Source organism: Azoarcus sp. Soil_N_20, assembly GCF_057656155.1.
The window spans coordinates 21,309-46,460 of sequence record NZ_JBDGKX010000026.1; the positions used below are offsets into that span (position 1 = coordinate 21,309).

General features: G+C 65.1%; 23 protein-coding genes and 1 pseudogene. 11 read left to right on the top strand and 13 right to left on the bottom strand.

Translation table 11 applies throughout. The annotated features are described in order from the left end of the window. Positions 1-109 precede the first annotated feature (109 nt). A complete protein-coding gene (locus AC3A35_RS26695) occupies positions 110-2,551 on the bottom strand; it encodes a bifunctional diguanylate cyclase/phosphodiesterase (RefSeq protein WP_487439586.1) in 2,442 nt (813 codons plus the stop codon). Positions 2,552-2,869: 318 nt separating this feature from the next. Further along, the gene (acnB, locus tag AC3A35_RS26700; protein ID WP_487439587.1) at positions 2,870-5,467 is read right to left on the bottom strand and encodes a bifunctional aconitate hydratase 2/2-methylisocitrate dehydratase; all 2,598 of its coding nucleotides are present in this window, start codon (positions 5,465-5,467) and stop codon (positions 2,870-2,872) included. Positions 5,468-5,758: 291 nt separating this feature from the next. Here acnB and acnA point away from each other — a divergent pair, with 291 nt between their 5' ends. Then, positions 5,759-8,455, top strand: a complete 2,697-nt coding sequence (gene acnA, locus AC3A35_RS26705; protein WP_487439588.1) for an aconitate hydratase AcnA — start codon at positions 5,759-5,761, stop codon at positions 8,453-8,455. Between the two features lie 26 nt (positions 8,456-8,481). Here acnA and AC3A35_RS26710 read toward each other — a convergent pair whose 3' ends face one another. Continuing rightward, on the bottom strand, positions 8,482-9,177 hold the full coding sequence (locus AC3A35_RS26710; protein WP_487439589.1) for a DUF502 domain-containing protein: 696 nt from the start codon (positions 9,175-9,177) through the stop codon (positions 8,482-8,484). 115 nt (positions 9,178-9,292) lie between these two features. On the opposite strand from AC3A35_RS26710, the gene AC3A35_RS26715 reads away from it, so the two are divergent. The 3 genes from AC3A35_RS26715 to AC3A35_RS26725 are packed head-to-tail and all read left to right on the top strand — an operon-like array spanning position 9,293 to position 11,883. After that, the gene (locus AC3A35_RS26715; protein WP_487439590.1) at positions 9,293-9,694 is read left to right on the top strand and encodes a YchJ family protein; all 402 of its coding nucleotides are present in this window, start codon (positions 9,293-9,295) and stop codon (positions 9,692-9,694) included. Between the two features lie 54 nt (positions 9,695-9,748). Then, positions 9,749-10,132, top strand: coding sequence for a DUF6394 family protein (locus tag AC3A35_RS26720; protein ID WP_487439591.1), 384 nt, complete (start codon positions 9,749-9,751; stop codon positions 10,130-10,132). 14 nt (positions 10,133-10,146) lie between these two features. Then, positions 10,147-11,883, top strand: a complete 1,737-nt coding sequence (locus tag AC3A35_RS26725; RefSeq protein ID WP_487439592.1) for an NAD-binding protein — start codon at positions 10,147-10,149, stop codon at positions 11,881-11,883. A gap of 90 nt (positions 11,884-11,973) precedes the next feature. On the opposite strand, the gene AC3A35_RS26730 is transcribed toward AC3A35_RS26725, so the two are convergent. Beyond that, positions 11,974-12,192, bottom strand: coding sequence for an RNA-binding S4 domain-containing protein (locus AC3A35_RS26730; protein ID WP_487439593.1), 219 nt, complete (start codon positions 12,190-12,192; stop codon positions 11,974-11,976). Between the two features lie 103 nt (positions 12,193-12,295). On the opposite strand from AC3A35_RS26730, the gene AC3A35_RS26735 reads away from it, so the two are divergent. Next, positions 12,296-13,183, top strand: a complete 888-nt coding sequence (locus tag AC3A35_RS26735; protein ID WP_487439594.1) for an ATP adenylyltransferase family protein — start codon at positions 12,296-12,298, stop codon at positions 13,181-13,183. A 1-nt stretch (position 13,184) separates the two neighbouring features. On the opposite strand, the gene AC3A35_RS26740 is transcribed toward AC3A35_RS26735, so the two are convergent. The 5 genes from AC3A35_RS26740 to AC3A35_RS26760 form a co-directional block, all read right to left on the bottom strand. Further along, positions 13,185-13,541, bottom strand: coding sequence for a YkgJ family cysteine cluster protein (locus tag AC3A35_RS26740; protein ID WP_487439595.1), 357 nt, complete (start codon positions 13,539-13,541; stop codon positions 13,185-13,187). Between the two features lie 214 nt (positions 13,542-13,755). Then, the gene (locus AC3A35_RS26745; protein WP_487439596.1) at positions 13,756-14,094 is read right to left on the bottom strand and encodes a YkgJ family cysteine cluster protein; all 339 of its coding nucleotides are present in this window, start codon (positions 14,092-14,094) and stop codon (positions 13,756-13,758) included. An 18-nt stretch (positions 14,095-14,112) separates the two neighbouring features. Beyond that, a complete protein-coding gene (locus AC3A35_RS26750; RefSeq protein ID WP_487439597.1) occupies positions 14,113-14,835 on the bottom strand; it encodes a UPF0149 family protein in 723 nt (240 codons plus the stop codon). Positions 14,836-14,892: 57 nt separating this feature from the next. Then, a complete protein-coding gene (gene trmB / locus AC3A35_RS26755) occupies positions 14,893-15,561 on the bottom strand; it encodes a tRNA (guanine(46)-N(7))-methyltransferase TrmB (RefSeq protein WP_487439598.1) in 669 nt (222 codons plus the stop codon). A gap of 15 nt (positions 15,562-15,576) precedes the next feature. Continuing rightward, positions 15,577-16,557: a tRNA-dihydrouridine synthase gene (locus AC3A35_RS26760; protein WP_487439599.1), complete on the bottom strand. Its 981-nt coding sequence runs from the start codon at positions 16,555-16,557 to the stop codon at positions 15,577-15,579. A gap of 152 nt (positions 16,558-16,709) precedes the next feature. Here AC3A35_RS26760 and rpmE point away from each other — a divergent pair, with 152 nt between their 5' ends. The 3 genes from rpmE to pgi all read left to right on the top strand — a co-directional run bounded on the left by rpmE (position 16,710) and on the right by pgi (position 20,429). Beyond that, positions 16,710-16,928: a 50S ribosomal protein L31 gene (gene rpmE, locus AC3A35_RS26765; protein ID WP_487439600.1), complete on the top strand. Its 219-nt coding sequence runs from the start codon at positions 16,710-16,712 to the stop codon at positions 16,926-16,928. A 200-nt stretch (positions 16,929-17,128) separates the two neighbouring features. Continuing rightward, positions 17,129-18,778, top strand: coding sequence for an ArnT family glycosyltransferase (locus AC3A35_RS26770; protein WP_487439601.1), 1,650 nt, complete (start codon positions 17,129-17,131; stop codon positions 18,776-18,778). After that, positions 18,771-20,429, top strand: a complete 1,659-nt coding sequence (pgi, locus tag AC3A35_RS26775) for a glucose-6-phosphate isomerase (RefSeq protein WP_487439602.1) — start codon at positions 18,771-18,773, stop codon at positions 20,427-20,429. Before AC3A35_RS26770 ends, pgi begins: the two co-directional genes overlap by 8 nt. Here the strand turns inward: pgi and orn are convergent. Beyond that, complete coding sequence (gene orn, locus AC3A35_RS26780; protein ID WP_487439603.1) at positions 20,399-20,947, bottom strand: oligoribonuclease; 549 nt, start codon at positions 20,945-20,947, stop codon at positions 20,399-20,401. The two genes, pgi and orn, sit on opposite strands and share 31 nt — an antisense overlap. Before the next feature lie 112 nt (positions 20,948-21,059). Between orn and AC3A35_RS26785 the strand changes: the two genes are divergently transcribed. The 3 genes from AC3A35_RS26785 to rsgA are packed head-to-tail and all read left to right on the top strand — an operon-like array spanning position 21,060 to position 23,587. Next, the gene (locus AC3A35_RS26785) at positions 21,060-22,313 is read left to right on the top strand and encodes a M48 family metallopeptidase (RefSeq protein ID WP_487439604.1); all 1,254 of its coding nucleotides are present in this window, start codon (positions 21,060-21,062) and stop codon (positions 22,311-22,313) included. A gap of 30 nt (positions 22,314-22,343) precedes the next feature. Then, on the top strand, positions 22,344-22,661 hold the full coding sequence (locus tag AC3A35_RS26790; RefSeq protein ID WP_487439605.1) for a hypothetical protein: 318 nt from the start codon (positions 22,344-22,346) through the stop codon (positions 22,659-22,661). A gap of 44 nt (positions 22,662-22,705) precedes the next feature. Beyond that, entirely contained in the window at positions 22,706-23,587 is an 882-nt protein-coding gene (rsgA, locus tag AC3A35_RS26795) for a ribosome small subunit-dependent GTPase A (RefSeq protein ID WP_487439610.1), read from the top strand. 77 nt (positions 23,588-23,664) lie between these two features. Here the strand turns inward: rsgA and AC3A35_RS26800 are convergent, their stop codons facing one another. The 3 genes and pseudogenes from AC3A35_RS26800 to AC3A35_RS26810 all read right to left on the bottom strand — a co-directional run. After that, positions 23,665-24,267, bottom strand: a complete 603-nt coding sequence (locus AC3A35_RS26800) for a DsrE family protein (RefSeq protein WP_487439606.1) — start codon at positions 24,265-24,267, stop codon at positions 23,665-23,667. Positions 24,268-24,450: 183 nt separating this feature from the next. Then, positions 24,451-24,855 (bottom strand): thioredoxin family protein, encoded by a 405-nt coding sequence (locus AC3A35_RS26805; RefSeq protein ID WP_487439607.1) that lies wholly within the window; start codon positions 24,853-24,855, stop codon positions 24,451-24,453. A 188-nt stretch (positions 24,856-25,043) separates the two neighbouring features. Further along, positions 25,044-25,152: pseudogene (locus tag AC3A35_RS26810) on the bottom strand (electron transfer flavoprotein subunit alpha/FixB family protein); the annotation flags it as partial.

The following is a 25,152-nucleotide window of genomic DNA, read 5'->3' on the forward strand; positions in this document are numbered from 1 at the left end:
CTGCAGGCTGGTTGCGGTTCATCGGCATCCGGCCCCAGTCCCCCTCCACCCAATGTCGTGGTGTGCGAAGTCCACCGCATCGTGAGCCACGCATGAGTCCGGCCACCCCTCAGGCCGTCATCCGGGCCTCGAACGAGCCGTCGGCCCGCCAATCCATGTAGTCCTCGGCCGGAATCGGCTGACTGACCACGTAGCCCTGGGCAACGTCGCAGCCCTGCGCGGCCAGATGAGCCCAGCCGGCGCGGTCCTCCACCCCTTCGGCCACGACCTCCAGATCGAGGTCGTGGGCGAGGTCGATCGTGGAGTGCACGATGACGCCGGAATCCGTATCCGACAGCATGTCGTGCACGAAGGATTTGTCGATCTTGATCGCATCCACCGGCAGTTTCTGCAGGTAGGCCAGCGACGAGTAGCCGGTGCCGAAGTCGTCGATGAACAGTTCGATCCCCAGATCCTTCAAGCGCTTCATGCTCTCCAGACTGCCTGCCGGATCCTGCATGAGGGCGCTTTCGGTCAATTCGAACTGTACCCCTTCGGGCTCGCCGCCCCAGGTAGCAAGGAGATTGCGCACACGCTCGATCAGCTTCGGGTCGCGCAGATCGCGGGCCGACAGATTGACCGCGAGCGGCAATCGCAACCCAGCCTGACGCCACACGTAGCTTTGGCGAAAGGCGGCCTGCATCACCCAGTCGGTCAGCGGACTGATCAGGCCGCTGTGCTCGGCCAGGCCGATGAACTCGTCCGGCCACAACATGCCCAGTTGCGGATGCTCCCAGCGCACCAGCGCCTCCACCCCGCATACCTCGCGACTCGAGAAACGCACCTTGGGCTGGCAATAAAGTCTAAGTTCGCTGCCATCGATGGCGCGGTGCAGATCGCCGATGAGCGCCAGCCGCCGCGCACACTCGCGATCCCGGCCACCGGTGTACAGCGCCTGCCCGTGCCCTTGCTGTCGAGCCTGATGCATCGCCACGTTGGCGCGCCGGATGAGCGCATCCGGATCGGTGCCATGACCGGGGAACACGGCGATACCGATGCTGCCGCCGGCATCGAGCATGACCTCGCCGATGGCCACCGGTTCGAACATTTCGGTCAGGATGCGTTGCGCGATGCGCGACGCGGCACCGGCATCGCAGTTCGGCAACAGCACCGCGAACTCCGCCTCGCCCATGCGTGCGACATTCACCGTATCGCTCACCACACGTACGACACGCGAGGCAACTTCGCGCAGCATCGCGTCGCCCTGGTGATAGCCCAGGGTCTCATTGATCTCGTGGAAGTGGTCGATCCCCAGCATCAGCAGGGCAAGCGGGCGATGCTCTCCCTTGGCCGCCTCGACCGCCGCTTCCAACCGCATCCGCAAGCGCCAGCGATTGGGCAGGCCGGTGAGCGTATCGCACTCTGCCATGCGCTTGATGGTCGCCTCGGCCTCGCGACTGCGCTCCCGTATACGCAGGGTTTCGATCCCGAAGGAGAGATCGTCCGCCAACTCGCCGAGCAGATCGGCTTCGGCCGCATCGAAAGCATCCGGCTCGGCCGCAGCAATGCTCAGATTGCCGATGACCGCACCCGCTGCACCGAGCGGAAAGGCACTGACAGCGGCAAAGCCGCGACGCAGCGCCTCGTCGCGCCAGGGCGCAAGATCGGGGTCGTGGAGGATGTTGCGGCCGATACTCGGTTGCCCGCTGCGGATCGCCGTCCCGGTCGCGCTGCGCCCACGCTCGGTATCGGCCCAGGTCAGCCGCAGGCCAACGAGGTGGGCCCTTTCGACGCCGACATGGGCCATGACTTCCACGCTCCGGGCCTCATCGTGCCGGGCGTAGCCCACCCAGGCATAGCGATATCCGCCCTCCTCCACGATGATGCGACAGATCTCGTCGAGCAAGGCCTGCTCATCCTCCGCCCGTACCAACGTCCGATTGACCGCACTCAGCGTCCTTCGCGCACGCTCGACGCGGCGCAACTCGTCCTCGGCCCGGGCATGGCGGACGGCCGCACGCAGCGATGCGATCCCGTAGGCAAGGCTCGCGGCAACTTCTCGCAGCAACTCCAGCTCCGCCGCGTCGAATGCGCCCGGATCCGCGTGCTGCACAAGCAGCGCCCCCACCGGCGCCGCGCCGCTCCCCAGCGGCACCACGGCCACCGCGCCACCTTCGGCGCCGGCAACCGGCCCCGCATCGGTTACGCCGTCGCCATCGGCAGGGCGAGCCAACACCCGGGGGTGCCCGCTCCGCAGGACCTGGCCGATGCCCCCCTCGCCGTCTGCCGGATCCACCCGCGTCAGCAATTCGAATGCGCCGGCCGGAGCACCGCGCGCAGCCACCGCCCGCACCGACTCGCCATCGGGCTCCAGATAGGCGATCCACGCGGCACCATAGCCCGCCACCTCCACCGCCACCCTGCAGGCATCCGCCACCAGGGCCTCTTCGTCAGTCGCCGCGATGATCGAGGCATGAACCGCGCGCAGCATGGTCAACGCACGGCTCCCCGGCCACGGCGCCACATCCGGCCGGGGATACCCCGTGCTGCTGTCCGGAATCTGCATGTTCATGGCCCATACCTCACTGATCGCTATACGGCTCGCCGAGAAGAAGCCCTTGGCTATTGGACGCCCGATCTATCTAAAGGTTAGTTCACCCTGGCCCTCATATTGAGGCGAAACGGATGGCGGCCGTGAGCGCGGTCACGGTTACCGCGCAGGCCGCGTCGCGGAACTCGAGGCGGATGGATCAAAATTCGCGCAGGGTCGATCCACGCCCCCCTCCGGATCCCGCGCGGAAAGACAGAACGCCCCTGCCTGGTTTCCCCGGCAGGGGCGTTCCAAAGCAATCGGCGGGTCGCGCTACACTGACCCGCCCGCTTCCATACTTCAGACTTCGACGGTATCCGCCACGTCCTTGAACTCGGCGATCTGGTCGAAGTTCATGTAGCGGTAGATGTCCTTGGCCTTGGCGTTGACCACCTCCACCTGCGCCATGTACTCCTCCACCGTCGGGATCTTGCCCATCAGTGCGCACACTGCGGCCAGCTCGGCGGAGCCGAGATAGACGAAGGTTTCGATACCGAGGCGGTTGGGGAAGTTGCGGGTCGAGGTCGACATCGCGGTGCTGCCCTTGCGGATCTGCGCCTGGTTACCCATGCACAGCGAGCAGCCCGGCATCTCCATGCGGGCGCCGGACTTGCCGAGCACGCCGTAATAGCCTTCCTCGTTGAGGATCATCGCATCCATCTTGGTCGGCGGGGCGACCCACAGGCGCACCGGGATGTCCGACTTGCCTTCGAGCACCTTGCCGGCGGCACGGAAGTGACCGATGTTGGTCATGCACGAGCCGATGAAGACTTCGTCGATCTTGGCGCCGGCGACTTCGGACAGCAGCTTGACGTCGTCCGGGTCGTTCGGGCAGGCGACGATCGGCTCCTTGATGTCGGCCAGATCGATCTCGATCACCGCGGCGTACTCGGCATCGGCATCGCCCTTGAGCAGTTCGCCGTTGGCGATCCACGACTCCATGGCCTTGATGCGGCGGCCCAGGGTGCGCTTGTCTTCGTAGCCGTTGGCGATCATCCACTTCATCAGCGTGATGTTCGAGTTCATGTACTCGACGATCGGCGCCTTGTCCAGATGCACCGTACAACCGGCGGCGGAGCGCTCGGCGGACGCGTCGGACAGCTCGAATGCCTGCTCGACCTTCAGATCCGGCAAACCTTCGATTTCGAGGATGCGGCCGGAGAAGATGTTCTTCTTGCCCTTCTTCTCGACCGTCAGCAGGCCCTGGCGGATGGCGTACAGCGGGATCGCGTTGACCAGGTCACGCAGGGTGACGCCCGGCTGCATCGTACCCTTGAAGCGCACCAGCACCGATTCCGGCATGTCCAGCGGCATCACGCCGGTGGCCGCGGCAAACGCGACCAGGCCGGAACCGGCCGGGAAGGAGATCCCGATCGGGAAACGGGTGTGGCTGTCGCCGCCGGTGCCGACGGTGTCGGGCAGCAGCAGGCGGTTGAGCCAGCTGTGGATCACGCCGTCGCCCGGACGTAGCGAGACGCCGCCGCGGGTGCTGATGAAGCTCGGCAGTTCGCGATGCATCTTCACGTCGACCAGCTTCGGGTAGGCCGCGGTGTGGCAGAAGGACTGCATCACCAGATCGGCGGAGAAGCCGAGGCAGGCCAGATCCTTGAGTTCGTCGCGGGTCATCGGGCCGGTGGTGTCCTGCGAGCCGACCGTGGTCATCTTCGGTTCGCAGTAGGTACCGGGCCGCACGCCCTGGCCTTCGGGGAAGCCGCAGGCGCGGCCGACCATCTTCTGCGCCAGCGAGAAGCCCTTGCCGGAATCGACCGGGGGCTGCGGCAGGCGGAACAGGGTGGATACCGGCAGGCCGAGCGCCTCGCGCGCCTTGGTGGTGAGACCGCGGCCGACGATCAGCGGAATGCGGCCACCGGCGCGCACTTCGTCGAGGATGACCAGGGTCTTCAGCTGCGACTCGGCGACCACCGCACCATTCTTGAGCACGGTGACCTTGCCGGTGGCGGCGTCGACCTTGAGCTCGATCTCGTCACCCATGTCGAGCTGGCCACAATCGAGTTCGATTGGCAGCGCGCCGGCATCTTCCATGGTGTTGAAGAAGATCGGAGCGATCTTGGAGCCGAGGCACACACCGCCGAAGCGCTTGTTCGGCACGAAGGGGATGTCTTCGCCGGTGAACCACAGCACCGAGTTGGTCGCCGACTTGCGCGAGGAACCGGTACCGACCACGTCACCGACGTAGGCGACCAGATTGCCCTTGGCACGCAGGTCTTCGAGGAACTTGATCGGGCCGCGCACGCCGGGCTCTTCCGGAGTGATGCCGGGGCGGGCGTTCTTGAGCATCGCCAGCGCGTGCAGCGGAATGTCGGGGCGCGACCAGGCATCGGGCGCCGGCGACAGGTCGTCGGTGTTGGTTTCGCCGGTGACCTTGAACACGGTCAGTTTCTGCGAAGCCGGGACTTCCGGACGGCTGGTGAACCATTCGGCGTCGGCCCACGACTGCATCACGGCCTTGGCGTTGGCGTTGCCAGCGGCGGCCAGATCCTTGACGTCGTGGAAGTAGTCGAACATCAGCAGGGTTTTCTTCAGACCCTCGGCCGCAACCGGACCCACTTCGCCGTCGGCGAGCAGATCGATCATCGGCTTGATGTTGAAACCGCCGAGCATGGTGCCCAGCAGTTCGGTGGCCTTGGCGCGCGAGATCAGCGCACAGGCTTCGTCGCCCTTGGAGATGTTGGCCAGGAACTCGGCCTTGACCTTGGCGGCATCATCCACGCCGGCCGGAACACGGTAGGTGAGCAGTTCGACGAGGAATGCTTCCTCGCCGGCGGGCGGGTTCTTGAGCAGGTCGACCAACTCGGTGGTCTGCTGTTTGGTCAGGGGCAGCGGCGGGATACCGAGGGCTGCACGTTCGGCGACATGGGCGCGATAGGCTTCAAGCACGGCGACTTCCTTCCAGTTTTGTGACGTTGGCAGGGGTCCGGACGGGGTTCTCCCATCCGGATCGAAACGAATTATATGTCTTTTATAAGACTTGGAGTGCAGTGCAACACAAAGCTCGCTGCAACGACCGGATTCTACTCTCCGGACATCATCGAACAATAGGCTATCGAACGCGATTCGGCTGCCTTTTGCTGCTGCGCGGCTGTGGGGAACATCCGTTCGCCTGGCGGGTCGGAAAGACACACCTTGAACCTCGCCTGCGGGCGCTACCTGAGCGGAGGACGATGAATCATGCCCCAAGCGCCGTTCGATACCTTGAAGGCATTCTCCACCCGGCATGGCCAGGGTGGCAGTTACCACTCATTGCCGGCACTGGAGTCTGCCGGCATCGGACCGATCTCGCGGCTGCCGGTATCCCTGCGCATCGTGCTCGAAGCCCTGCTGAGGAACTGCGACGGGCGCAAGATCACCGAGCAGCACATCCGCGAGCTCGCGAACTGGAAACCCGAGGCGCCACGTAACGCGGAGATCCCGTTCGTGGTCGCCCGCGTCGTGCTGCAGGACTTCACCGGCGTGCCCCTGCTGTGCGACCTGGCCGCGATGCGCAACGTCGCCGTCACTCAAGGCCACGACCCGAAGAAGATCGAGCCCCGGGTAGCCGTCGACCTGGTCGTCGACCACTCGGTGCAGGTCGATCACTACGGCACACCCGACGCCCTGCGTCAGAACATGGCCCTCGAGTTCGAGCGCAACCGCGAGCGCTACCAGTTCATGAAATGGGGGATGCAGGCCTTCGACACCTTCAAGGTGGTCCCGCCCGGTGTCGGCATCGTGCATCAGGTCAATCTCGAGTATCTGTTTCAGGGGGTACGCAACAGCGGCGATCTGTTCTATCCCGACACCCTGGTCGGTACCGATTCGCATACCACGATGATCAACGCGCTCGGCGTGGTCGGCTGGGGTGTCGGCGGAATCGAAGCGGAAGCGGCCATGCTCGGCCAACCGGTTTTCTTCCTGACCCCGGACGTGATCGGCGTCGAGTTGCGCGGCCGGCTGCGCGAGGGAACCACCGCCACCGATTTGGTCCTGCGCGTCACCGAAATGCTGCGCCGCGAGAAGGTGGTGGGCAACTTCGTCGAGTTCTTCGGCGAGGGCACCAGCGCACTGACCGTCACCGATCGGGCCACCATTGCAAACATGGCTCCGGAGTATGGCGCCACGATGGGTTTCTTCCCGATCGACGACAAGACCATCGCCTACATGCGCGGCACCGGTCGCAGCGAACGGGCATGCGAGTTGATGGAAGCCTACTTCCGCGCGCAGCACATGTTCGGCATGCCGCGCGCCGGCGACATCGACTACACCCGCACGCTGGTGCTGGATCTCGACAGCATCGTCCCGGCGCTCGCCGGCCCGACCCGTCCCCAGGACCGCATCGATCTGCCGGCCATGCGCAGCAGCTTCGAGCACAGCTTTTCCGCGCCCGCCAGCGAAAGAGGCTTCGGCCGACCGGCGACACGATTGCACGAGCGCGTCCCGACCGGGATCGACGATGTCGATCTCGGCCATGGCGACATCCTCATCGCGGCCATCACCTCATGCACCAACACCAGCAACCCGGCAGTGATGATCGCGGCCGGCCTGCTCGCCAGAAAGGCGGTGGCGCGCGGCCTGCGGGTCCGGCCCCATGTAAAGACCTCGCTCGCACCGGGCTCGCGGGTGGTGACCGCCTACCTCGACAAGGCCGGTTTGCTGGAGCCGCTCGCGCGTCTGGGATTCGCCCTCGCCGGGTACGGATGCACCACCTGTATCGGCAACGCCGGCGACCTTGCGCCGGAACTCAACGCTGCCATCGCCAGCCATGACATCGTCGCGGCCGCAGTGTTGTCCGGAAACCGGAACTTCGAAGCGCGCATCCATCCGAACATCCGCGCCAACTATCTCGCCTCGCCGCCGCTGGTGGTGGCCTATGCGCTGGCCGGCACCGCAGTCATCGACCTGAGCAGCGAAGCGCTGGGGACCGACACGGCCGGCGCCCCGGTGTATCTGAGCGACTTGTGGCCCACCTCGGACGAAATCACTGAGGTCATGCTCCATGCGATGGACCCGGCCGTCTACCGGAGTCTCTATTCCGACCTCACTCGTGACCACGACCTGTGGAACGAGATCCCGGCGCCGACCGGCCAGGTGTACGTCTGGCCCGAATCCACCTACATTGCCCGTCCACCGTTCTTCGACGACTTCAGCATGCAGGCGGGCACGCCCGGCGACGTCCTCGGCGCCCGCATCCTGCTCCTGCTCGACGACTCGGTGACGACCGACCATATCTCCCCGGCCGGATCGTTCGCCGAAAGCACCCCGGCCGGTCTGTGGCTTACCGATCGCGGCGTGGCACGACACGCGTTCAACTCATACGGCTCGCGCCGCGGCCATCATGAAGTCATGGTACGTGGCACCTTCGCCAACGTGCGCCTGAGGAATTTGATGCTGCCGACCGACGCCACCGGGGCCCGTGTCGAAGGCGGCTACACCCTGCTCGACGGCAGGCAGACCACGGTATTCGAAGCGGCCACGGCATGGCGCGAACGCGACATCCCGACCGTTGTTTTCGCGGGCGAGGAATACGGCACCGGGTCGAGCCGCGACTGGGCCGCGAAAGGAACAAGCCTGCTGGGGGTCAAGGCCGTGGTGGCAAAGAGCTTCGAGCGCATCCATCGCTCCAACCTGGTCGGCATGGGGGTGCTGCCGCTGCAGTTCAAGAATGACGAAAGCTGGCAGACGCTGGGGCTGAACGGCGACGAACAGATCGACATTCTCGGCATTTCGAACGATCTCAAGCCACAGCAGGAACTCACGCTGGCGATACGCGGCGCGGGCGGGACCCGGCGTGAAGTGGGCGTGCTGTGCCGCATCGACACCCCGATCGAGGTCGATTACTACCGCCACGGCGGTATCCTCACCTACGTGCTGCGCGAAATCCTCGCCTAGGAGGCCGACCGGCCCTGCGTGCGCACTCAGGGCTTGGCCTTTTTTGCCGATTTCTCGGGGGCCGACGGTGGGTTGCGAAAACGGATGCGGTCGGGCGAGGTGGCGCCGCCGGTCATCACGAAGCTCATCGCCTCGTCCATCGTCCAGTCGGTCGACACCACCTGCGAGACCGGCACGATCTCGATATAGCCCGAGGTCGGATTGGGTGAGGTGGGCACGTAGACGGCAGCGAGTTCCTCCCCGCTCTCCTCATCGTGAATGACCCGAGTCACGAAGGCGACCGCCTTCATGTCCGACGACGGAAACTCGATCAACACGACCCGGTCCACCCCCGCCGGCTTTTCCTTGACAGCGGCGAGAAAACGCTTGGTGCCGCCATAGATCGCTGCCACCAGCGGAATGCTCTGCACCAGTCGCTCCAGCCAGCCGATCACCCGCTGTCCGATCACCTGGGTGGCGATCCATCCGAGCGCATAGAACACCAGCAAGGTAATTGCCCCACCGAGCAGCGACTGAAACCATGGCTGCACCAGGAAGTCGGCGATCACCGGTGACGGCGCGCGGACAACGCGGGCAAGCGCCAGGACCCAGGGCGCGCCCATTCTCGACAATTGCGAGAAGAAGAAATCGAACACCAGCCAGGTCACCCACAGCGGCGCAGCGGTGAGCACGCCTACGATCAGATAGCGACGGGTGTGGATGACGCGCTTCCTGGATTTCATTCGGAGGTCACCGGAACGGAAGTGGTGAAGGTATTCAAGCATATCCGACCGCGCGATTCACGCCGAGCGCGACGAGAACGGGCAAAATGGCGGCACCGCCACTGCCTGTGCCGCCATGAAGCCCACCCCCTGCCCCTGCGGCTCCACCCTGCCGTTCAGCCGGTGCTGCGCCCCTGCCATCGATGGCAGCCGCCCGCCCGAATCGGCCGAGGCCCTGATGCGCTCCCGCTATACCGCCTACACCCGACTCGACGAAGCCTATCTGCTGCAGACCTGGCACCCGTCGACGCGCCCCGCTCCGCCACTGTTCCCCACCGGGTCGCCCCCCAAATGGATCGACCTCGAGGTTCGCGCACACCGCCGGCCCGACGCGACCCACGCCGAGGTCGAGTTCATCGCCCGCTACCGGATCGGCGGCCGTGCCCATCGCCTGCATGAAACCAGCCGCTTCGTGTTCGAGGACGGCCGCTGGTTCTATGTCGACGGCGACATGCACGAGGCGCAGAATGCGCATTGACTCGCTGCCCGATCGGCGTTTCAGCCCCGCCCGCGGCGCTCTGACGAGAACAACATGAACCTCGAAAAAGTCATCTTCGGTTTCTTCATCCTGCTCGCCGCCACGCTGAACTTCGGCTTCTTTGTCGGTGACATCGACAACCCGGCGCACCATGACATCTACGAGCTGTTCGCCGCGATCGTGGTCAGTCTGATCGCCACCATGCTCAAGTTCGGCGATCGTACCCAGATCGGTGCGATCCACCTTGCCACCAGCCTGGTCGCCGACCTTCAGCTGATCGCCGCAGCCATGGTCTGGGGCTACGCGGCGCACGTCGCCGTCGACGGGCTGACCGCCGAAATGACGTCCCGGGTGGTGTCACTGTCGGGCGGAGCCCTGTTTGCCAATATCGTTTCGGTCGTCATCCTGATCGCCGAAACCATCATGCAGCGACGCTGACACAGGCCTTGCAGATGACGCCCCTGTCGCGGCATCACAGCATCTTCTTCCTGATCATGCGGCGCCTGCGGGCACCGCTGATCCTGCTGATCACGATCGTCAGCATCGCGGTCCTCGGCCTCACCCTTGCGCCGGGTGTGGATGCGGACGGCAAGGTCCACTACCTGAGCTTCTTCCACGCCTTCTACTTCATCAGCTACACCGCCACCACGATCGGCTTCGGCGAGATTCCCTACGCCTTCTCCGAGCAGCAGCGCCTGTGGGTGATCTTCTGCATCTACATGTCCGTGGTCGGCTGGGCCTATACCGTCGGCACGGTGTTTTCGATCCTCGCCGACCGCAACCTGCAACAGGCGATCGCGACGCAGCAGTTCGTGCGCGCCGTGCGCCGGCTGGCGGAACCGTTCTACCTCGTGTGCGGCTATGGCGAGACCGGGCGCCTGATCTGTCAGGCGCTCGATCGCCTCGGCTACCGTGCGGTCGTCGTCGAGCTCGACGAATCCAAGGTTGGCGAGATCGATCTGCACAGCTACGCTGCCGACGTCCATGCCGTCGCCGCCGACGCCAGCAATCCGGAGACGCTGCAGTACGCCGGGCTGACCCATCCGAACTGCATCGGGCTGATTGCACTGACCAACGACGACAACGCGAACCTTGCGATCTCAATCGCGGCACGCCTGCTGGCCCCCCGCCTGCCAACGCTGGCGCGTGCCGAGACCCGTGAAACCGCAGCCAACATGGCCTCGTTCGGCACCCGTCACATCATCAACCCATTCGAGAAGTTCGGCGATGCGCTCGCCCTTGCGCTTCACGCCCCGGCCGCCTGGCAGTTGCTCGGCTGGTTGACCGGCCTGCCCGGCACCACCATCGAACGGCACCGCGATCCGCCGCGCGGTCACTGGATACTATGTGGTCACGGTCGCTTCGGACGGCTGATGGTGGACGCGATGGATGCGGAATCGGTACCGGTCACCATCATCGATCACCACCCCCCGGAGGACATCGAACATCGCTGGGTGCGGGGCGACGGCACCGGTGCCCTGGCGCTCGAGGAGGCCGGGGTTCGCACGGCGGTGGGCATCGTCGCCAGCACCAGTTCCGATGTCGATAACCTGTCGATCGCGGTGACCGCACGCGAGCTCAACAAGAAGCTGTTTGTGATCCTGCGCCAGAACCACTACAGCAACCACGCGCTGTTCGATGCCTTCGACTCCGACATTACCGTGGTCCCGAGCGAGATCATCGCCCACGAATGCCTCGCCATTCTGAGCACCCCGCTGCTCGTCCCCTTCCTCGACGAAATCCGCCGCCGCAAGGAGGAATGGTGCATCGGGATGCTCGAGCGCATGACCACCCGCCTGAGTTGGGACGTGCCGGAAGTGTGGAGCGAGCGCATCAATCTCAGTCGTGCGCCCGCGCTCTACCGCCGCCTGATGCGGGGCGAGGAGATCACCCTCGAACAGCTGCTGCGTTCGCACGCCAACCGCGATGAGCGCCTCGAATGCGAGGTGCTGTATCTCGACCGTGACGACGACGACCATCTGATCGTACCGGCGGCGGCCACGCCGGTACGTGCCGGCGACGAAATCCTGCTCGCCGGCCGGCCCGGCGCAAAGGCCGGATTCGGACTCAATATCGCCAACGAGCACGCCCTGAACTACATCCTGACCGGTACCGATCTGCCCGGCGGCTGGATCTGGGAAAAGCTCTCGCAGCGCAATGCCCGCGCCGAGAAGCCTCAGCTGCCGTAAACCGCCGGCCAGGAGCAGGGCTGACTTTCAGAGCCATGACCCTGCCGGCCGGCCCTGTGGCCGGGCACGCCGGCCGCGCACCGAGCCCGTTCAGTCCGGCGCCACCAGCACGATCTCTTCACCACTGAAGAGCACGCGCTGACCGACGCGCAACTTTGCCCGCTTGCGCGTCTCGGCCCGACCGTCGACCCGCACCAGGCCGGCCTCCACCGCAGCGTGGGCCTCGCCCCCGGATGTCACCAGATTGGCAGCCTTCAACAACTGGTCGAGCTGGATATAGTCGCCACGTACGGCAAACATCGTCGTCATTTCACTTCTCTCATTCGGGCACCCACAAGGGCGATCCGGCACGGTATTGGAACGGCCGGTGATCATGTCACAATGCCGCCATTGTGTCCCAGCGCCCGTTCCGATGACCAGCCCGCCCACCCTACAGCCAGACCTGCTCGCCCTGATCGACCAGACCACTGCCAATGCGCTCGACGCCGGCACCCTGCAGCCGATACGCACCGAACAGACCCGGGTCAGCGACGGCGGGTTCGATTTCACGGTACGCTGGGTTTCGTCGCTGGCGCAAAAGGATGCCGCCCGGGTCGAAGCGGTCACCCGCCGCACACCCGACTTCAATCCCTTCCTCCCGCCCGAACCCTTGCTGACCGTGACCGAACTCGGCCCCGAGCACCTCGCGGTGCTGAACAAGTATCCGGTGATCGGGCGTCACCTGCTGATCGTCACCCGCGGATTCGAGGCCCAGACCGCGCCCCTGAACAGCGCCGATTTCACCGCGCTGGCACAGGTCATGCGCCCCCTCGGCGGGCTGGGATTCTATAACGGCGGCACCATTGCCGGCGCCAGCCAGCCACACAAGCACCTGCAATGGGTTCCGGCGGACAGCGGCCTGCAATGCGTCATGGACGGCCCCTTGCCGGCCGCTGGGGAGATCGCCGAAAACACCGCCTTGCCGTGGCGCAACGCCAGCATCCGCCTCGAAGCCGCCTGCTGGGACTCCCCCGCGGCCCACTGTGGCGCCCATCTTCATGCTGCCTTCAGCCGTGCCTGCAGCGCGCTCGGCCTGTCGCCGGCCGCCGACCCGATGCCACCCTACAATCTTCTGGTCAGCCGCGAAGGCCTGAGCATCGTTCCGCGCAGCCGGGAGAAGCGGGAGGACATCTCGGTCAATGCGCTCGGCTTCGCCGGCTCCCTGTTCGTGCGTCGGTCAGCGCAGATCGAACGCCTGCGCGCCATCGGTCCGCTCGCGCTGCTGACAAGCGTAGCAGTGGCGCGCACCGTGGCCTCATGAATCAGGCCGCGCGCGGATAGGGGTTCGGCAAGGGCGGCAAGCCGATCGTCGCACGCAGCTCGTCACACTTGGGATTGGGGGTGCCGTCGTCCTCATATACCGGAAACTCGCGGCACGGTGTCGGCCGGTTTTCATAGATCGAACACGACACCTGTTCGCCCACCGTTCCCTTTAGTGCCGAACAGCGCCGCGGCACGTCATTGCTGCCTTTCATGCAACTCCGGAAAGGACTGAGCTTTTCCGTCATCGCCAGCGGAACGAATCCTCCCGGTGCATCGTCGGTCTCGCCCCAGTAGAACGATATCCGGAAGTGCGTGCAGCAGATGCCGCAATCCAGGCAAGGATTGAAGGTTTCCATGGCGACCCGTCGATAAGGTGATGGACGCTCCCGGGCGGGAGAATCTGCGGATCGACCAGCCGCGCCGCCGAGCCGGAAAGGCATCTGAGCGGTGGGTGGCGCGGTGCGGCGGCAAGTCGAGTCCAGAGCGCGGATTCTAGCCTTTCGCGGTTACTGCACAAGCTATTTTTGTTCTTTTCTTTCAATAGCTTGAAATACAATTTGGACAAACACATCACCCCGCCAGAAGCGCAAGCCCATGCTTCCTCCGGGCGCGGTCGCACCCCTCCTCGCCGATGCCGAGTGCCGCATAGGGCGCAAAGTCCCGACAGGGCGAGGGGCGATCGGCGTAGATCGTGCACCGCACGGACCGCCCGATCTCCCCCTCCAGGGCCACGCAGCGCGGCGGTCCGTCGTCGGTCCCGCGCATTCGGCACAGGCTCGGGGTCAGCGTCACGCTCATTCCGTCGGGCACGCCGCCACTCGCGCTGCGACTTGCCAGGTCGGATATGTGAAAATCGACGCGAAACGCCGCACAGCAGGCGCCGCAACGGGTGCAGTGATCGTCAGCCATGATTCGGGCGGGGGATGTTCAGTCGGCAATTGCGCCGCAGCATTTCTTGTACTTCTTGCCGCTACCGCATGGACATGGCTCGTTACGCCCCGGCTCGGAGGCTCCCGGCTGCGGCGGCTCATCCACTGCAACCGGCTGCGGCGCTCCCAGTTCGAGGTCGCGCCAGTGTGAAAAGATGTCGTTGGCCGCATCCCCAACCGCGGCGAGCCATCCGAGCCGGGTTTCGTCGTCGGCCTTCACGGCGTCTTCCGCGGTCCACGGCGCCAGCACCTCGTTCAGCGTCTCGCGTACGGCTTCGACCGCCTCTTCTGGCAGGCCGTCCTGCCAGTCCTTGCGCCACAGGTCGAGTCCCTGCGTAAAGCCCTCGATCCACTCGTCACCGAGCTTGATCGTATCGCCGTCAGTGATCGCGAAACAGAACGGCTCCCAGCAGGTTTCATCGTCATCGTCGAGCCCGAGCGTGGTCGCCATCTCGTTGTAATAGGACAGCACCAGGCGGATCGCGCGCTGCACGCCACGCCCGGAGCCAAAGCTGACTCCGTCCTCGTGTGCCGACCACACCGCAGGCAGCCAGCGGTCGACGGCGATCGGCTGGGGCGAGACCAGCACGCCGGCGAGGAATCCATCGAGCATCTCGAGGCTCATGCAGTCCTCGGGCACGATGTCGGACGTCAGAATCTCTTCCAGCGCCTCGAACTCTTCATCACCCATCAGGTGGGGGTTGCCGGCATCGGTTGTCATGGTGATTCTCCAGGGTCATCGGGGGCGATCGGAACAGTGCCCGAGCGCAGATTCAATTCAGTCCAGCGCGGCGGTCAGACGATACAGGGTCTGGCCCGAGTCGCGATACTTGCGTTCGAACGGCGTCAGCGGCGAAGGCGCCTCGAACGTCTCCCAGCCCACCTCCCGGCCCAGCGCCAGCTCCAGCGCCTGGGCGAACTCTGCAATATAGACCGACCAGTTGCTACGACATTCCAGTACGCCGCCGAGTTGCGGAATGAAAGGGAACACCGGGTGCGCATGCCAGCGTCGCGACAGATGGCCGATCTTGGGCCACGGATTGGGGTACAGGATGTAATGTCGTGCCAGTCGCAACCCGGCCGCATGCACCAGACGCCAGTAATCGACCAGGTCGGCCCGCACGAAAACCATGTTCGTGGGCAGCATCGCCTCGGGATAGGGCTTGCGCCGGGACAGCCGGTCCTGCGACTGGTCTACGCCGATCACCCAATGATCGGCAAAGGCGCGCGCGAGCTGGATGGTGCTGTGCCCCACCCCGCATCCGGCATCCAGGATCAGCGGGGCCTTTCGATCCCAGCCCGCCAGACTGGCTTCGAAGGCCTCGCGGTTGTAATCGGTGATGGGCTTGCGGAAAGGCTCGGCGAGATGGCGCGCCACCAGCTCGGCAAGGCGTTCGTGTACGCCTTGCTGGGCACTCACCGGAATTCGGGAATTCGCGTAGCTCAATTCAACCTCGTGTCGTCAGGCCGCTACCCGGCCGGGCTCGATGGCGATGCGGTGCTGCGCAAAGACCCGATCGATCTCGGCCAGCGTCTTGAGGCCACGGATCTCGGCCGAAAGCGCTTCGGCCTGCTCATAGCGTCGGCGCAGCATGTTCAGCCACTGTTTGATTCGACCGGGCACATGGCGCGGCGCCACCTTGATCACGACACGGTCGCGAAACTCGGCGATCAGCGGCTTGAGCGACGCCCACTCGAGCGCCCGCACCCCGGGATCATCAGCCTGTCCCTGGCGTATCCGTCGCGCAAGATACGGATCGGTGACGGCGCCACGGCCGAGCATCACATCGGCGACCCCGGAAACCGCCCGGCAACGCGCCCAGTCCTGCGCCGTCCATACCTCGCCGTTTGCCACCACCGGCACCGCTACGACATCGGCAATCCGGCCGACCCATTCCCAGTGCGCAGGCGGACGGTAGCCTTCCGCCTTGGTCCGCGCATGGACCACCAGCTCCGCCGCTCCGCCCTCGACCAGCGCCCGTGCACAGTCGAGCGCACGCCCCTTGTCGGTCACGCCCAGCCGCATCTTTGCGGTGAGCGCAATGTGCACCGGCAGGGCAGCGCGCACCGCCCGGGCGATCTGGTGCAGGAGTTCGGGCTCGTCGAGCAGGATCGCACCCCCGCGATGGCGATTGACCGTGGGTGCAGGACAGCCGAAATTCAAATCGACTCCGGCCGGCGCCAGCTGGGCAAGGCGGGCAGCACTGTCGGCCATCGCAACCGGGTCGGAACCCAGCAACTGAACCCGCACCAGCATCCCGCCCACGGCGCGGCTGCCATGATCGAGCTCGGGCACGATACGGCGAAAACAGCGGTGGGGCAGGACCGAACCAGACACGCGCGCAAACTCGCTCACCGCGCAGTCGTAACCGCCGATGCGGCTCAACACCGCACGCAGCACGTCGTCCAGCAAGCCCTCCATCGGCGCAAGGAGCAGGCGCAAGGTGTCTCTCGTGGGTGGCAGATCGGAAAGGCCGCCATTGTAATCGAAGCGCGGGCGGTGCGGACTTGCCATCCCCCGCGGAGTCGAGGATAATCGCGTGTTTTCAATCGAGGGTGGTCACAACCTCCACCCGCACGAACCCAGGATCTGACATGAAAGCGGACATCCATCCCAATTACAAAGACGTCAACGTGACCTGCTCCTGCGGCAACGTCTTCGTCACCCGTTCGACCCTCACCAAGCCGGAACTGCACGTTGAAGTGTGTGCCGCGTGCCACCCGTTCTACACCGGCAAGCAGAAGATCGTCGACACCGCCGGTCGCGTCGAGCGTTTCCGTCAGAAGTACGGCACCGTTCAGCGCGCAAGCTGATCAGCGCTGCTTCACTGCACCGCACCATGAAAAGGCAGCCGAGGCTGCCTTTTTTGTTGGCCATGGCCATCAGTTCTCTCCCGAGACGGCAATTCCCGCCTCCGGATTGCGCCCTGCATACGCCTGCAGCCACGCGAGGCCGATACAATGCAGTCTTTGCGGATCTTGCTCCGCACCACCGTCATCTGTAACGAGTGCGCATGCCCAGCGACCCCTATACGCCCTCACTGCTGCAACGCCGCATCTACGGCACGGTCGGCCTGACCCTGCTGGTCGGCCTCTATCTGCTCACCGGCCTCACCGGTCACGAACCGTGGCGCGGCGACGACGCACGCTATTTTGGTCCGGTCTTGTCGATGCTGCGGGGCGAAGGTCTGCTCTTCCCTGCCATCGGCGGTCTACCCTTTACCGACTTCCCGCCGCTCTATTACTGGGTCGCTGCCCTGCTGGCCACCCTGACCGGAGGCCTGCTGCCGGCCCATGATGGCGCCCGTCTTGCGAGCGCGCTGTTCACCGCGCTCGCCGTGTACTGGATCGCGCGCGCAGCGGAGCGCCTTTACGGACGCCCTGCCCGCACCCCTGCGGCCCTGCTCACCCTGGGCAGCCTCGGCCTCGTCCTGCACGCCCACGAAACACAACCGCTGATCGCCTTGATGGCAATGGTCGCCCTCGTCCTCAATGGGCTCTCGCGCGTACCGCAACAACCGGTAGGGGGCAGCCTGCAGGCCGCGCTGGGGAGCGCCCTGGCGTTGCTGGCCGGGGGCCTGCCCGGCACCATCCTCACCATGCCGCTGTTCCTGCTGGTCATGACCTCGTGCCCCGACTGTCGTAACCCGCGGGCCAGCGGCGCTCTGCTGGCCGGGCTCACGCTTGCCGCGAGTCTGAGCGTGCTCTGGCCGCTCGCGGTCCATCTGAGCGAGCCGGAACTGTTCTCGTTGTGGCTACGGACCGAATGGAGCGATCTTACGCAGAACAGCCTTGCCGCCGAAGAGCTCCCCCGCCTTGCTGAACTCCTCAGCTGGTTTGCCTGGCCGCTGTGGCCGATTGCCTTGTGGGCGTTATGGCGCGGGCGCCGGCAGATGCTGACCTTGCGCTGGCTCCTGCCCCTGCTGTCCGCGGCACTTGCGCTTGCGCTGATCGTCGCTGAAGGCGAACTCTCGCCGCCGGCCGTGCTGCCGATGCTGCCAGCAATCGCACTGCTCGCCGCCGGCGGAGCACCCAGCTTGCGACGCGGAGCCGCCAACGCGTTCGACTGGTTTGCAATCATGACCTTCGGCGTCATCGCGATCCTGGTCTGGATCGCATGGACCGCCCAGGCCTACGCCTGGCCACCGGGCCTGGCGCGCCATGTCGCCCGGGTCGCGCCATCGTTCAGTCTTGCCGACCCCACACTGCAGCCGGCCATCGGCGTCGCCATCTGCGTGCTGTGGCTGATCCTGATCTGGCGCCTGCCGCGAACCACCACCCGTGCGGCCGCCAACTGGGCAATGGGCATGACCATGCTGTGGTGCCTGGCAGTGGTGTTGCTGATGCCGTGGTTCGACCACGGTCGCAGCTACCGCCCGGCCGTGACTTCGCTCCAAACAGCTCTCCTGCCGCACAAGGCCGAGTGCATCGCAAGCACCGGACTGCCCGACGCCGTACGCAGCACGCTCGACTACTATGGCGGCATCCGGCCGGCCTTCACCCACGACGGGACCACACCCTGCCGCCTCCTCCTGACTTATGCCGATCGCGAACCGGGCGCCCCGGATCCTGCCACGGGCTGGCATACTGCCTGGGAGTTCCGCCGTGGGGGCGGAAAGCAGCTCGAAGTCTTCCGTCTCTACCTCCGCTCCGACCGTGACTGATACCGAACAGACTTTTCGTCCTCCGCAACATCTGCCCGCGTGGACAACGCTGCGCGGCCATGCCGACCGGCTGAAGCCCATCGCCGGCCGGTCGCTTTTCGCTAACGATCCGGGCCGCGTAAAGGGCCTCGTACTTGACGTCGGCGCGCTGCATGCGGACTTCTCGAAGCAACGCATCGATGCCGCCACCGTGATCACCTTGCTCCAGGTCGCTCGCGAATCCAGGCTTGAGGAAGGGGTGCGGAGCCTGTTCGACGGCGAACGGGTGAACTTCACCGAACAGCGCGCGGCCGCCCACATGGCGCTGCGCGGTGGCTGCGCGGCTCCGAATGCAAAGGGCGCGGATACACACGCCGCACGCCGGTTCGTGGGCGAACTGCTGCGGGGCGCACTCGAGGGCGCCACCGGAGCGACGATCCGGCACCTGGTCAACATAGGGATCGGCGGCTCCGACCTCGGCCCTCGCCTCGCGGCCGAGGCACTCACGCCGATATCGTCAGCCCCCCGGCTGAAAGTCGATTTCGTGGCCAACATCGACCCCCGCGAGCTGGATGAAGTGCTCGCCCGCGCCGAGCCGGCAAGCACACTGTTCGTCATTTCGTCGAAGAGCTTCAGCACTGCGGAAACCCTTGCCAATGCCGAGGCCGCACGGCACTGGTTATGCGCCGGGCTCGGCGAATCCGCCGATCTCAGCCGGCATTTTGCCGCAGTGAGCAACGCAGTCGAAACCGCCGCAGCCTTCGGTGTCGCCGCCGACCGTGTGTTCCCATTGCCGGAATGGGTCGGTGGGCGCTATTCGGTATGGTCCGCAATTGGTCTGCCGCTGATGGCCGCGATCGGCGAAGCCGAATTCGATGCCTTTCTGGCCGGGGCCGGGGCGATGGACGCCCATTTCCGCGACACCCCGCTGGAGCGAAACCTGCCGGTGTGGATGGGCCTGGTCGGGCTGTGGAACACCGATTTTCTCGGTTTCGAAACCCTCGGCATATTGCCCTACGCCCACGGCCTGCGTAATTTTCCGGCCTGGCTGCAGCAACTCGAAATGGAAAGCAACGGCAAGCGCACGCTGCGCGACGGCAGCACGACGGCGGTGGCCACCTCGCCGATCGTCTGGGGCGGCGTCGGCACCGTCGGCCAGCACGCCTTCCACCAACTGTTCTATCAAGGCACGCGTGGCGTTCCGCTGGACTTCATCGTTCCGGTCGGCGACGACAGCCCGCGCCAACGCGGCCTAGTCGACAACGCCCTTGCCCAGGCCGCCGCACTGATGGCCGGCCGTGACATCGACACCGCCCGCACGGCCTTGCGCCACCGGGGCAAGAACACGGTCGAGGTCGAGCGCCTGGCGCCGCATCTGGTCAGTCCGGGCAACCAGCCCAGCACCACGCTGCTGATGCCGCAACTCGACGCTTTCCATCTCGGAGAACTGATGGCGCTTTACGAGCACAAGGTCTTCGTCCAGGGCTGGATCTGGGGCATCAACTCCTTCGACCAGTACGGCGTCGAACTCGGCAAGGACATGGCCAGAGCACTGGCCAGCGGCGAGGGCGCCCAGCCGGACGCCTCCACCGCAAACCTGATGGAAATGGCCGAGGCACTGCGACAGAAGAATCGCCCACGTCAGGGCAAGCGCAGAAAGTTGTCCCGGTAGTGGCGCAATTCGTCGATCGACTCCTGGATGTCGGCCAGCGCGGTGTGGGCGCCCACCTTCTTCACCCCCTTGTACACTTCCGGATTCCAACGCTTGGCCAGTTCCTTGAGGGTCGACACGTCCAGATTGCGATAGTGGAACCAGGCCTCGAACTGCAGCATGTAGCGGGCCAGAAAACGGCGGTCCTGGCCCACCGAGTTGCCGCACATCGGGGAGGTACGTGCCGGGACCCATTCCTGCAGGAAGGCCAGCATCTGCGCCTCGGCCTGCGCCTCGGACACGGTCGACGCCCGCACCCGGTCGATCAGGCCGGACTTGCCGTGGGTCTTCTTGTTCCAGTCATCCATCGCATCGAGCACCTCGTCGGGCTGATGCACGACGATGACCGGCGCCTCGGCCACGGTATTGAGATTGTTGTCGGTAATGACCACCGCGATCTCGATGATGCGGTCACGGTCGGGTTCGAGACCGGTCATTTCCATGTCCAGCCATATCAGGTGATTCTGATCCTGTGCCATAATCCTTGAGCCTTTCCAAGCGCCGGGCAACGCGTCCGCGGCGGCGAAATGAAACAATCGAGGCCGCGATTGTGTCACATAAGCATCGTTCACCTCTTCTCGGCTTTCCCGGATGTCACCACAACTTTTCGCCACGTTTTTCATCGTCGTCCTCCTTGCCAGCCTGCTCGTCAAGGCCGGCCTGATGCTGCGCCAGATCCGTCACGTGCGCGCGCATCGAGATGAGGTTCCACCCGCCTTCGCCGACAGCATCAGCCTCGAAGCCCACCAGCGTGCCGCCGCCTACACCGCGGACCGCATGCGCCTGAGTCTGGTCGAACTTGTTTGTTCGGCAGTCTTCGTGCTCGTGCTCACCTTTGGCGGCGGGCTCCAGTGGCTGAGCGACCTCGCGGCCAGCGTGGTCGACGCCGGCTCGCTGGCGCACGGTGTTGCGTTGCTGGCCGCGCTCGGCGTGGCGGGCTGGCTGGTCGAGCTGCCATTCGGCCTGTACCGGACGTTTTCAGTGGAAAAACGCTACGGCTTCAATCGCATGACCACCGCCCTGTTCGTCTCGGACACCGTCAAGCAAAGCCTGCTGGCGATCGCCATCGGTCTGCCGCTACTGACCGGGGTACTGTGGTTGATGGACGCGATGGGCAGCCTGTGGTGGCTGTGGGTATGGGCGACATGGCTGGGATTCAACCTGCTGGTGCTGTTGATCTGGCCGACCTTCATCGCGCCGCTGTTCAACAAGTTCACCCCGCTCGCCGACGAGGCGCTCAAGACCCGCGTCGAATCGCTCCTCGCACGGTGCGGATTTCGTTCGAAAGGGCTGTTCGTGATGGATGGTTCGCGGCGCTCGGCCCACGGCAATGCCTACTTCACCGGATTTGGCGCTTCCAAGCGGATCGTGTTCTTCGACACCCTGCTCGACAAACTCAGCCCGGACGAGGTCGAAGCGGTGCTGGCGCACGAACTCGGTCATTTCCACCACCGCCACATTGTCAAACGGATGACGGTGCTTGCACCAGCAAGCCTCGCCCTGTTTGCCGTGCTCGGCTGGCTACTGACCCAGGACTGGTTCTTCAGCGGCCTGGGCGTGGCGCAGACCGGTACCGCGGTCGGACTGGCCCTGTTCTTCCTCGTCCTGCCCTGGTTCACGTTCGCGCTCACGCCGCTGATGAGCCACTGGTCGCGCCGGAACGAGTTCGAGGCGGATGCCTACGCCGCCAGCCACGCCCGTGCGCACAATCTCGTGACCGCGCTGGTCAAGCTCTACCGCGACAACGCGTCCACCCTCACGCCCGATCCGGTGTATTCCGGCTTCTTCGACTCCCATCCGCCGGCAGCCCTGCGCATTGCGCGACTGCAGACGACAGCACAGTGACCACGAAGCAGGACAACCAAGGACGACGACATGAAGCTACATCATCTGACGACGTTTGCTGCCACGCTCGCGCTGAGTCTGCCGGTGGCAGCCAACCCCTTCCCCGATGCCGATATCGCTGCGGGCGAACAGACCCACGCCAAGCTATGCACCGGCTGTCATGAACAGAAATTTGGTGGCAAGGGCGGATCGGATATCTACATTCGCAAGGATCGGCGGGTAAACACGCCGAGCGCGCTCACCCAGCAGATCACCACCTGCACCACCATGCTCAACCTCGACCTGTTTCCGGAAGATGAAATGCATCTTGCCGGCTATCTCAACAAGCACTACTACAAATTCAAGTGAGAACGCCCCGCGCCAGCAGCAGCAAGCGCGGCAAGTCCGCCACCATCACCGGCACCATCATCGCCGCCTTCGGACGTCATTACGAGATCGACACCCCGCAGGGCCGGCTGCGCTGTTCCACCCGCGGCAAAAAAAGCATCTATGCATGCGGCGACACGGTCGATGTTGCACCCGGGGGCGACGAACAAGGGGTCATCGAGCACCTGCACACCCGGCACAATCTGCTGTGGCGTTCGGATGCGTTCCGCGAAAAGCTGATCGCTGCCAACCTCAGTCATATCGCTATCGTGGTGGCGACCGAACCGGGCTTTTCCGACCTGCTGGTTTCACGTTGCATCGCCGCCGCCGAGAGCCAGGACATCACCCCGCTGATCGTGCTCAACAAGGCCGACATCACCGACCGCCTGGCCTTCGCACGGGCACAACTGGCGCCCTTCGTCGCACTTGGCTATCAGGTCGTCGAGGTTTCGGCGCTGGACGGGGCCATTGCGCTGACGAAAGCCCTGTCCGGGCAGCGCAGCATCCTGGTCGGACAGTCGGGGATGGGCAAATCCACGCTCACCAACGCCCTGGTCCCCGAAGCCGAGGCCGCCACCCGCGAGATCTCCACTGCACTCGATACCGGCAAGCACACCACCACCTTTGCCCGCCTCTATCCCCTGGGTGACGGCTGGCTGATCGACAGCCCCGGCCTGCAGGCTTTCGGCCTCGCCCACCTGTCGGCGGACACCGTCGCCGAGTGCTTCACCGAGTTCCGCCCTTATCTCGGCCGCTGCCGCTTCCGCGACTGCCGCCACGAGGCCGAGCCAGGCTGCGCACTGCTCGGTGCGCTCGAGGCCGGTCAGATCCACCCCCGCCGCTTCGAGCACTACCGCATCATCAGAAAGGAAATCGCCGAGGCCCGCCGGGTGAACCCGGGCTGGTGAAGCGGGACGTCGCGCGGCCGGGACGCATCGGCCCGCTCCGCAATGCACGGTCTGTCGACCGGACGCGCACTCACAAGTCAGAAGGCAATCACCTTGCGCTCGGTTTCGAGGAGCGCACGCCCCATCGCGTCCGGCTTTGCCGCGCTGATGCCTTCCTTCAAGTCGTCGGCCTTTTTCCCGGTATTTGGGAGATAGAGCGCACACACCGATGCGGTCGCACCTTTCTTCAACACCGCACCGAGCAATTGGGCCGGCGTCACATTCTGCGGCTTGAGCGACTCGCCCGCCGCATCCTTCAATGCGAGATCGCCAGCCGTGTCGCACAGTAGAACGTCGACCTGCGCACCCTGCTCCTGCATCTGATTGGCAAGAACCAAGGCCATGCCCTGGGTCATGGTGCTTGCCGAACTCAGGACGACGGTGACGGGCATCCTGTCGGCCATTGCGGCGCCGGAACCGAGTGCCATTGCCAACGCGATCAGCATTTTCTTCATCGGGGTGACTCCATAGTAGACCAGAGGGTTAAAGCCTTGCGACTCTATCCCCGCAAGAACCAGCCCATGGAACGGCAGAGCGCAGAACCCCGTCAGTACGGGCCCGGTGACACAGCCAAGCGTCGCCCGTAGCAGCAAATGGCAGCAATCCCGCCATCCAGCTGTCAGCGATGGCAGAGCACCCAACGGACAATCCAGCACTTCCGAATGGCCGAAGCAGGCAGCCGATAGACCCGCTCCGTGTCGTCACTGCTGGCAATCCATCGCGGGACCGGGCCGTGAATGAAGAGTACGCCGATCAAGATCCCCGGCCTGCTCGTCGCGACCAGGCGGCGGTGCTAACTGTGGGGACGGCGTCCTCCTACCCCATCAACCGCGGTGCGGCACCACGGCGAAGAGCTTTGCGGCGAGTACGCCCAGTTCCTCCGGCACGTCGACCAATGGCCCGTCCGCGCTCACCGCCGAACGGATCAGTCGAGCCACCACGTCCTGCAGCGGCAGCGTGGGACCAAAGTACAGCGGCACGCGGCCGCGGAAGATTGCCAAGGTCGGAAAGTTCTCGACCTCGATCTCGTCGGCCAGCTCGGCATGCTCCTCGATATCGAGCCAGGCGAAGCCAATCTGCGGATGCGCCGCGGCGAGCGTTTCGAGCACGGGCCGGAATGTACGGCAGGTGCCGCACCACTCGGCGCAGAACGCGAGGACGACATGGCTGCGGTCATCAAACGCGTTGCCCTCGCAGGCCAGGAGATCGACAGGAAGGATGACGGACATCGGTTCGGTGACGGCAACAGGTGGGATGGCGAGAGCTTGGCCGAAATCCGGGGCGCGGGCTAGTCCTCCGCGAGTGCAGACGACAAAAGACCCATCCGCCGGCGGGCCGGTCGGATGGGTCTGGAGCGATCGACCCGGAACATAAATCGGGCACGCCACTGCGCGCCAAGACGTCGTGGCCAGGGCCTTCAGATTGCTGCCGTCAGCTCCGGCACCAGCGCGAACAGATCGCCCACCAGGCCATAGTCGGCGACCTGGAAGATCGGGGCCTCGGGGTCCTTGTTGATCGCCACGATC